9 protein-coding genes, 1 tRNA gene and 1 pseudogene are annotated in these 9,051 nt (G+C 37.8%); 7 read left to right on the top strand and 4 right to left on the bottom strand.

The genetic code is table 11. The features are described from left to right. Positions 1-185 precede the first annotated feature (185 nt). Positions 186-461, top strand: a complete 276-nt coding sequence (locus Sarmat_RS04970; protein WP_202149704.1) for a transposase — start codon at positions 186-188, stop codon at positions 459-461. 109 nt (positions 462-570) lie between these two features. Here the strand turns inward: Sarmat_RS04970 and Sarmat_RS04965 are convergent. From Sarmat_RS04965 to Sarmat_RS04955, 3 genes are all read right to left on the bottom strand, one after another. Continuing rightward, positions 571-646, bottom strand: a tRNA-Ala gene (locus Sarmat_RS04965). 10 nt (positions 647-656) lie between these two features. Further along, positions 657-1,913 carry an MFS transporter gene (locus Sarmat_RS04960; protein WP_202149703.1) on the bottom strand — a complete coding sequence of 419 codons (1,257 nt, stop codon included), beginning with the start codon at positions 1,911-1,913 and terminating at the stop codon, positions 657-659. A gap of 3 nt (positions 1,914-1,916) precedes the next feature. Continuing rightward, positions 1,917-2,177: a hypothetical protein gene (locus Sarmat_RS04955; protein ID WP_202149702.1), complete on the bottom strand. Its 261-nt coding sequence runs from the start codon at positions 2,175-2,177 to the stop codon at positions 1,917-1,919. 190 nt (positions 2,178-2,367) lie between these two features. Between Sarmat_RS04955 and Sarmat_RS04950 the strand changes: the two genes are divergently transcribed. The 5 genes from Sarmat_RS04950 (at position 2,368) to Sarmat_RS06900 (ending at position 7,853) form a co-directional block, all read left to right on the top strand. Continuing rightward, positions 2,368-5,139, top strand: coding sequence for a pyruvate, phosphate dikinase (locus Sarmat_RS04950; RefSeq protein WP_202149701.1), 2,772 nt, complete (start codon positions 2,368-2,370; stop codon positions 5,137-5,139). Positions 5,140-5,246: 107 nt separating this feature from the next. After that, a complete protein-coding gene (locus Sarmat_RS04945) occupies positions 5,247-6,047 on the top strand; it encodes a YihY/virulence factor BrkB family protein (RefSeq protein ID WP_244127149.1) in 801 nt (266 codons plus the stop codon). 71 nt (positions 6,048-6,118) lie between these two features. After that, positions 6,119-7,021: a TlpA disulfide reductase family protein gene (locus Sarmat_RS04940; protein ID WP_202149699.1), complete on the top strand. Its 903-nt coding sequence runs from the start codon at positions 6,119-6,121 to the stop codon at positions 7,019-7,021. A 38-nt stretch (positions 7,022-7,059) separates the two neighbouring features. Beyond that, positions 7,060-7,680 carry an RlmE family RNA methyltransferase gene (locus Sarmat_RS04935; protein WP_202149698.1) on the top strand — a complete coding sequence of 207 codons (621 nt, stop codon included), beginning with the start codon at positions 7,060-7,062 and terminating at the stop codon, positions 7,678-7,680. Positions 7,681-7,754: 74 nt separating this feature from the next. After that, the gene (locus Sarmat_RS06900) at positions 7,755-7,853 is read left to right on the top strand and encodes an IS630 transposase-related protein (protein WP_244127148.1); all 99 of its coding nucleotides are present in this window, start codon (positions 7,755-7,757) and stop codon (positions 7,851-7,853) included. Positions 7,854-8,022: 169 nt separating this feature from the next. Here the strand turns inward: Sarmat_RS06900 and Sarmat_RS04930 are convergent. Next, positions 8,023-8,136 (bottom strand): annotated as a pseudogene (locus tag Sarmat_RS04930) (IS5/IS1182 family transposase); the annotation flags it as partial. 118 nt (positions 8,137-8,254) lie between these two features. On the opposite strand from Sarmat_RS04930, the gene Sarmat_RS04925 reads away from it, so the two are divergent. Then, complete coding sequence (locus tag Sarmat_RS04925) at positions 8,255-8,557, top strand: hypothetical protein (RefSeq protein WP_202149697.1); 303 nt, start codon at positions 8,255-8,257, stop codon at positions 8,555-8,557. Positions 8,558-9,051: the final 494 nt, after the last annotated feature.

Genomic DNA, 9,051 nt, shown 5'->3' with positions numbered 1-9,051 from the left:
CCACCTCAAAATCAAATAAGTCTTTAAATTTGCGATAGTGATGCTTTGGACTAACTAATTGATTTAAACTTACCATTGTAATTTGATGCGCTGCAGACATTTGAAAACCTCGTTCTTTTGAGATTTATTATAACAAAAATTACCTCATCTCGCAACAGTCCCATAAGGGATATGATGCGGATTATATGGTTAAGGCAGCTAAGGATGCGAAAGCTGAAGTTGTAATACCTTCCAGAGCAAGAAGAAAAGTACCAAGGGAGTATGACGAAGAATTGTATAAGGAACGGAGTTTAATTGAACGTATGTTCAATAAGCTCAAGCATTTTAGGCGTGTCGCAACAAGATACGACAAGCTTGATATTGCATATCTTGGCTTTGTTTTTATAGCCGGAATTTATCTATGGATAGAATCAATGTCGATACTGCCTAGACCTCCTAATGGAAACATTGCACTCCTTTGACTTATGCGCGTAACGTCAAAAGAAGAAACGAGCGTGATCTAGAAGAGCAAATAGCAAGGCAAAGGAGGGTAGCAAGAAAAAAGAGAGCGGAAAAATTCACAAGAAATAATGGTGGAGCCAAGGGGAATCGAACCCCTCACCTTTTGAATGCCATTCAAACGCTCTACCAACTGAGCTATGGCCCCATCTTTTGTTTTAAGAACCTTCAGGTTTTTGCGATGCCGCGACATGCGGACCCATCGGATGCAAAGATTGTCTAATAAGAAAATACAATAAAACAAGGGCCAATACAATAGCAAATAAAAAAAACTTTGCATTTAATGTTTGTTGGGAGTATAGATACACTTTTGTTATTATATAGGGCGAGATTGCAGAGAAGCATAAACTACCTATCGAGTGTGAGATGGAGCATGCGCGAAATCTTATGCGCTCGGGAAATAATCTTTGTATTACACTGTAGTTTAAAACCATTAATACGGCCAGGCCTGATGATGCAAAAAGCATGGCATGACCTTGAATGTATATACCTACTAACAATAAACCTGCAGAAAATAACATAATGAGTGTTTTATATTTATACACAGCGCTGCTACCAATGCATAGCAAGAGACAGGTGAGCATATAAGATCCTACTATATACTCACTGCTTATTGTTGGTGTAGTATGTAGGTAATTTATCACAAAATGACTCCAAAAAATTATTAATACGGTGTATAGCGCGCCACTTAAACCATACACAAGAATGGCTAAGATTATTTTTATCAACAATTCTTTTTCCATAACCTTAAATAAACTCGTGCGCTTTGTTTGATATTGGTTCACCTCACCCCATTTGCTTCTATGAATCAATAACACCAAGAACAACAACCCTGCCACACTCCCAAGCACGAAATTAATACGCCAGGCATTAGGCATTTGTTCGTGATGATATTGTGCAAAATGAAAGGCGCAGGAAGCAATTAATACACCTACTTGATTAAAAAATGAAACCAATGCGTTGCTTTGTACTCCCTGCTCTACTTTGAATTGTTCTAGAGTATATATTCTTATTCCATCTAGGTGACCGGCCAAACTGAATATAAAAATTATCCTAGCTATTAGCAGATGTAGTCCGATGATGGTAAGGTTATTGCCCATCGGCCAAATAGCAATAATCAAGCTAGATAATGAAGATAGAGCTGTTGCTATATATATCGCTTTCAGTCTACCTAATTTATCTCCTATCCAACCAAAAAACACAGATCCAATGGGGCGCGCGATATTTGCTAATGCAAATAGCATTAAAAAATCACAACATTTTGCTTCTGAAGTGGCTGGGCAATCCGACTTAAATGCATTAAGATAGGTAAAAAAGAATTGTATACTAAAACCAAATAACGCATATTCGTATGAATTAATTAGTCCTATAACAAATAATGTGGTTTTATCAAGTTGAGGCTTTGTGATATTCATTGATTATTTTTTGTTCGGCTTGAGAGTAGCTAAATATCCAGCGCTCCCAACAATACTTAGTGCTACGTACATTATTGCCAAATCTAGATAAGATGAATTATGGCTAATGCACCCCATGAGACACATGATAAGTGCTACGAAGTTAGAGACAATATTAGTGATTAATATTTTTAACACCACGGTTCTGCTTCTAAAAAATGCAAGAAGCAATAAGCAAATGGCGCCAAACGTTATGGGAATGAGGATCTTAATTAATGATATCATGCAAGGAGCTCTAAAAAAAGTCTTTACTTGTAGTAAGAGTATAATTTTACAAATTCTTTTAATATTAAATCAAGTTAGGATTGTTGATGTATGATTTTATATATCAGTAGCCTTGCACACGCCGAAAAGTTGTATATTATCTAGATGTAATCTATCCTACTTGTGGAAGGGGTGAAATATAGCATCTACTATGGAATCTTTTATATATAATTTTGGGTTAAATAGAGTTACTAACTGCACTAGTCCCGAGATATTGGGTGGCAAAGGCGCTGGTTTAGCAGAAATGTCTAGGTTAGGTTTGGCTGTACCGCCTGGTTTTACGATTTCTTCCCGTCTATCTCGGTTATATCATCAAAATCACACCGCCTTCTCTCAAGATATTAAGCAGTCTATAAAACATGCCATCGTTGAGTTAGAGTCTTATACTAGTAGAACTTTAGGCGATCCAATTAGACCGCTTATTCTTTCAGTGCGTTCGGGTTCTGTAGTGTCTATGCCTGGTATGATGGATACTGTTTTGAATCTAGGTTTTACTACTAAAGTTTTCCAATCAATATATAATAAAAATGCAACTTTTGCCGTAGATAGTTACTTGCGCTTCTTAGAGATGTATAGCTCTATTGTGTTGCAAGTGCCGGCCAACACCTTCTCCTCTATACCAAACAAATTAAAAACTCTTAGCGGTTTTGAGCAGCATAGCAATTTAATTGAAGAAGTGAAGTTGCTTATTGAGCAGCATAGCAAGCAGCGAGTTCCAGAAGACCCATATGAACAGTTGATGGTCGCTATAGAGTTTGTGCTAAAATCTTGGATGAGTAAAAGGGCTGTTGCATATAGAAAAATACATCATATCTCTGATGAACTTGGCACTGCTGTGAATGTGCAAATGATGGTGTTTGGTAATTTAAATAATCAATCTGGCACTGGCGTTGTGTTTACCAGGTGTCCATCCACAGGAGAAAACAGCTTAGTTGGCGAATTCTTGTTGAATGCGCAAGGCGAAGATATTGTTTCTGGATCTCATACCCCCATATCAATTTCTGATTGTTCCGGCTCTATGCAGCAGGTTATGCCCACACAGTTTGAGGAGCTAAAGGTGATTTGTAAAAAACTCGAGGGTTATTATAAAGATGCTCAGGATATAGAATTCACTATTCAAGATCAGCAATTATATCTACTACAGACACGCGCCGCAAAGAGAACTGCATTGGCTGCAATAAAGATTGCTCACCAGATGCATCAACAGGGAATTGTGAGTAAAGCTGAAGCATTAATGCAAATTCCGACTTACGCGCTGTCTCAGTTATTACATAATGTATTAGATGCGCAAAGTCTTTCTTCTTTAACATGCATAGCCCAAGGTTTAGCAGCCTCCCCGGGTGGAGCGAGTGGGGTGATAGCTTTCTCCCTAGAGGCGGCGGAGGATCTTGCTAAAACTCATCCCGTAATCTTAGTGCGTCGCGAAACTAGCCCAGAGGATGTGTCAGCATTTTATATATCAGAAGGTATACTCACGCTTAAGGGAGGGGTTACTTCGCATGCCGCCGTGGTAGCCCGTAGCCTTGGTAGGCCATGTGTTTGTGGAGTTTCTAGCTTGCAACTAGATGAGGTGAATAAAATATTGCTTTATAAATCTAACTTGCCAATACAGGAGGGGCAATATATTACCATTGATGGCTCTACTGGAGAAGTGTTTTTAGGCAAGGCAAAGTTTAGTAGACCCCAGTTACCAAAAGAACTCGATAGTGTTTTGGAATGGGCCGATGAGCTAAGCATCATTAAAACCAAAGCAAATGCAGAAACTATGCATGACTTGCAAAATGCTCTGAATTTTGGTGCGGTAGGCGTTGGACTGTGTCGTACAGAGCATATGTTTTTTGAGAAAAAACGCATGTTGCTAATACAAACAATGATTATTTCCGATAAAGCCCAGACAAAAGAAAAAGCGTTAAATGAATTATTACCTTTGCATAGCGATGATTTTTATAATTTATTTGTTGCGATGAATGCGCTGCCTATATCTGTGCGACTATTAGATCCTCCTTTACATGAATTCCTGCCGAAAACTGCACAAGAGAAGTATTATGCGCAAGAGGCGTTGGCTATTTCTCAAGACGAGTTAGAGCGGCGCATGCGCGAACTAAAAGAGGTGAACCCGATGTTGGGTAATAGAGGTTGTAGGCTAGGCATTACGTATCCTGAGATATACTTGATGCAAATTGAAGCTTTGTGCATGGCGTGGCAAAGATTAGAGAGCGAAGCTAATATTAGACCTCTTGCAACGCAAAGGGCAAATGAAGCGCGGAACTCCGGAGCGCACATAAAGTTAGAGGATTCGAGCATTGGAGCGTCACGCGCATCGCTGTCAGGAGGAGAGCTTTGCAAGGGGTCTATTGAGATTATGATACCCTTCATTAGTGATGTGAATGAGCTGCGCTGCATTAAAAACAAAATAGAGAGTGTGTTTGTAAAATACGGAGCTAAGAGGGGTGTGGAAGGTGCGGAAAAAGGTGGGTTGCAGTATAAAATAGGTGCAATGATTGAGCTACCGCGCGCAGCATTAACCGCCCATAAGATTGCCCAGGAAGTAGACTTTTTTAGCTTTGGTACAAATGATTTAACCCAAACGACTTATGGTTTCTCGCGCGATGATTCTCCAATATTCTTATATAAATATCTCGAGGAAGGTATATGCAAGTATGATCCATTTGTAGTTTTAGATCAGGAGGGTGTTGGGGAGCTTATGAGCATTGCTATACAAAGGGCGCGCGATGTAAACCCAACCTTGACTTTTTGTGTATGCGGAGAGCAAATTAATAACGCAACGACTATAGATTTTTTGCAAAAATTAACGGTCGATTATATTTCGTGCTCACCATATAACGTGCCTATGGCGCGCATCGCAACTGCCCAAACCGCCATTAAGCATAAACGACATATAGGTGACAATGCAAAGTTCTGAGCTACGCTCTAAACTTATAAAAAAGATTGATGTTTTTTTAGATGTTTAAGATGTTTAATTTTGCAAGAGATCTTTTTAGAAAAATTTTTTCCTGCTTATATAGGGCCATGTTGCGCACTATCACTCAAGATGGCGTGGAGCATGCGGGCTACATGGCGTTTATAGTGATAGTATCCTTGGGCCCATTCCTCGTGTTCTTTCTTGCGATGACTAGTTTTTTTGGCGCCTCTGATATAGGCCAGAGTTTCGTAAGTTTGCTAATGGATAAGATGCAAGAGGGGCGCTATATGCTAATTCAGGATAGGCTGCGGGAGTTAAAAAATAGCCCGCCTCAGAGCTTGCTGACCTTAGCTATAGTGAGTAGTATTTGGACAGCCTCTTCTTTTGTGGAGTGTTTAAGAACTATATTAAATAGAATATATAACATTTCATTTCCTCCATCATACATTTTGCGCAGGTTATTGAGCGTTCTGCAATTTTTCATCATTAGTATGATGCTAAGCTTTTGTATGTTATTATATTTTATAATTAAATGGTGCATTGCTCATATATCAGGTTTTAGCGATGACTACATCGGCCCAGAGTTACTATGGATTTTAAATGAGTATTTATTTCCTGGTGCGCTTTTGTTTTTTGCATGTAGCATGATGTATTTTTTGATACCAAATACAAAATTAAAAGTAATAGAAGTACTGCCAGGTTCGGTGTTATGTGTTGTGTTATGGTTTTTGCTTGCGCACTTATTATTTAAGTATATTTCATACTATCGTCAATTCGATCTGATATATGGTTCTCTAGGGGGAGTGATTGTAACTTTAGCCTTTTTTTATTTCGCGAATTTTATTCTCATCTATGGTGCAGAATTTAATTATATATATCGCAATTATTCAAAATTATATGCGCGATAATTTATATGACAGCTTCATCAGTGCGTGAAAATTATAAAACAATATTTTAGCATTGAGAATTTATGCAAAAGATGACGCTCGCTTTCTTCACTTCATTCGCCAGTTATCTCGCCTTTTATGCTGCATTATTAGTCTTAAATTTTTGTTTTTACAGCGTTGCGCTTGCATCAGATAGTCAGGGTGGTGGCAAGGGTGAGGGTTTGTTAGTGAAAATACCATTAGACCCCATTATCAAAGCCGAATCTATCAGCTTTTTAGATTTAGATGGGAAGAGTAGATATTTATATCAATTCGAAGGTAAAGTAACCCTTCTCCTCTTTTGGGCAACATGGTCTGTAGCATGTACTTCTGATCTAGAAAAGCTGGACAATCTACAAAAAGACTTTCGTAAACTTCCTTTTGAAATTCTGGCAATAGTGGTAGATAGCAAGGATTTATCTTTTATTAAGCAATACGTAGACGCGCAGCATTTTAGTCATTTAAAAATTTATTTAGATCCTAAGAAACAATTATTCAAACTTTTTGAAGTGACCAGTCTACCAACAGCTTTTTTGATTAGTTCGAATGGGGAGGTATTGTATAAGTTTGCACATAATCCGCAATGGAATTACGATCAGGTGAGAAATATTATTTTATCCCATATTGGAGATGGCTATGTCTTGCCGTTTAATAGCTATCAACCTCGTGCGCTCAATAATAAACCTAAAGTTGTTAAGGAAATATTGCGCACAGAGGAAGCAAATGCGAAAGATGGGGCGAAGGATAGCAGGCAGGATGAGGCAAGAGGTAGCGTGAAAGATGAAGTGAAAGGAGATGTGAAGTATGATAACGCATCGGAAAAATCTACAGATAATACTCATAAGAATAGTCAGGAGCTAAACGCCCCTGCCGTCCAGAGCAATAATAAAACGAAAAATACCAGGCAGATGCCAAGCGCAGCAAAGGCTGATGACGCCAAGGCGCAAGGACGTTGATAAAACACCGTAAGACCACTAAAATAGACTGAAGCAAGATGTCAAAGAATTCTAAAGTGCAAAACAAAAGACTCAAGGCGTCTTCTAAGCGTTGGATGCAGCGTCATTTGCAAGACCCCTATGTAGCGCGAGCCAAAAGCGATGATTATCGTTCTAGAGCGGCTTATAAACTAATCGAGATTAACGAAAAGTTTAAATTTTTTAAACACGGACAGACTGTTGTTGACCTTGGAGCTGCGCCGGGTGGTTGGAGCCAGGTTGCAGCGTGTGCCACTGGTGGTAGAGTGATAGCAATGGATCTGTTGGAAATGCAGCCAATTGATGGAGTGGAATTTATTTTAGGTGACTTTTTATTCAACGCCCTTTCCTTGCCGCCTCATTGTGTTGATGTGGTGATGAGCGACATGGCGCCAAACACCACAGGACACAAACAAACCGATCATATTCGCATCATGGCTTTATGCCAAGCAGTATTAGATTTTGCCATTATCGCTTTAAAACCAGGTGGCGTGATGATTTGTAAGTTTTTTCAGGGAGGTGCGCAAAACGAATTACGCAATGCGCTGAACTGTAGTTTTAAGAAGGTGTCTTATTTTAAACCTAACGCTAGTAGAAAAGAATCCTCAGAGAGTTATTTAGTGGCTATAGGTAAATATTAAATAAGCCATCAAATAATAGACTTCCTCGGAAACTATAGTAATTTAGGTTGAATTAGATATAATTTTTCGTTATAATGAAAGGAAAAATGACAAAAAGCTATAGCAATGATTTAAGAGAAAAAGTAGTGGAATATTTAGAAGTTGGGAATAGTTATGACCAAGCATCTAAATGATTTAAAATAAGTGTATCAGCAATAGGAAGGTGGTACCGAAAATATAAAAAAGAAGGCAATTATCTCGCAAAGAAACGAGGTGATTCAAAAAGAAAAATTGATCTAGAAGCACTTGAAAACTACGTTAAATTAAATGAAAATATGACATTAGACCTCTTTCGAAACTCATTTATACTAGCTCCATGTTATAAATAGCTGCAATCAAATTGAATCTGAGGCCAAACCTTTTTCGTCTGTTTCTATATTTGTCAGATATGATTTTAAATCGTTTGGGCATACCGATCTTAGTACCGGACAGTTAGGTAAAAAAGTAGTAGCGTAAAGGTAGAAAAGCAGTTAAACATATACATTTTTAACGATAATTAAGGATGTTTATGTTCTACAATACCACTTTACGCCAAATGTTATCAAAACACTTTCGATGGAATAAATCAAGAGTCGAATTATTGGGGATGATAATTTTATCACTTTTTAAGACCCAGAACGTACAAATTCCTAAAATAGCAGAGGGTATAATAAGTGACGCAAAGCAAGATTCAGTAATTAAAAGAATTTACAGATTTTTTAAAGATCAGCTAATAGATGTAGTCGAAGTTGCAGCGTTGGTAGTGGATATCTTAAGTTTAGACAAATATTTGTTAGTAATAGATCGGACAAATTGGGAGTTTGGCAAACAAAGTATTATATCTAGCGATTTCATATGAAAACATAGCAATTCCGATCTTTTTTAAGATGCTAGATAATAAGAGTGGTAACTCGAAAGCTTCAGACCGTATAGAGCTGGTCAGCAAATTTATCAAATGTTTTGGGATTGGAAAAATAGAGGCAATTTTGGGGGGATAGAGAATTTTTTGACCAGGAATGGATTGAATTGCTTACAAATAATATAGCTAAGATAGTATAAAAAGAGCATGACATTAAATATAAGAGGAAGTAAAGTGAAAGCAATAACCCCTTATATTAGACCTCTTGCGTAAGTATATAGAATTGGAAATTACTTACAGGGAGGGGTTGATATTTTTTATAAAGCGTGTATAGAACTTAATTTTTAACCAACAAGAGACTACACACAATGATAAGATACAGTAAAATTGCTAAACATCCAAGAGTTTTTTTAAGATTATTTGGCATGGAGCTAGAAAAGTTTGAAATAATAATAAAGAAGCTAGAAAAAATCTGGGATAAAAGAGTCGTAGGC

Origin of the sequence: Candidatus Sarmatiella mevalonica (genome assembly GCF_016751895.1) — a bacterium.
GTDB classification, from domain to species: domain Bacteria; phylum Pseudomonadota; class Alphaproteobacteria; order Rickettsiales; family Rickettsiaceae; genus Sarmatiella; species Sarmatiella mevalonica.
Note: the sequence above shows the minus strand (reverse complement) of the source record. Positions and strands in the feature narration are given on the sequence as shown.

Bases quoted from the DNA above. Each gene is read 5' to 3' on its own strand.
- Sarmat_RS04935 (WP_202149698.1), top strand. From the start codon at position 7,060: ATGTCAAAGAATTCTAAAGTGCAAAACAAAAGACTCAAGGCGTCTTCT.
- Sarmat_RS04945 (WP_244127149.1), top strand. From the start codon at position 5,247: ATGTTGCGCACTATCACTCAAGATGGCGTGGAGCATGCGGGCTACATG.
- Sarmat_RS06900 (WP_244127148.1), top strand. From the start codon at position 7,755: ATGAAAGGAAAAATGACAAAAAGCTATAGCAATGATTTAAGAGAAAAA.
- Sarmat_RS04925 (WP_202149697.1), top strand. From the start codon at position 8,255: ATGTTATCAAAACACTTTCGATGGAATAAATCAAGAGTCGAATTATTG.
- Sarmat_RS04970 (WP_202149704.1), top strand. From the start codon at position 186: ATGGTTAAGGCAGCTAAGGATGCGAAAGCTGAAGTTGTAATACCTTCC.
- Sarmat_RS04955 (WP_202149702.1), bottom strand. From the start codon at position 2,177: ATGATATCATTAATTAAGATCCTCATTCCCATAACGTTTGGCGCCATT.
- Sarmat_RS04950 (WP_202149701.1), top strand. From the start codon at position 2,368: ATGGAATCTTTTATATATAATTTTGGGTTAAATAGAGTTACTAACTGC.
- Sarmat_RS04940 (WP_202149699.1), top strand. From the start codon at position 6,119: ATGACGCTCGCTTTCTTCACTTCATTCGCCAGTTATCTCGCCTTTTAT.
- Sarmat_RS04960 (WP_202149703.1), bottom strand. From the start codon at position 1,913: ATGAATATCACAAAGCCTCAACTTGATAAAACCACATTATTTGTTATA.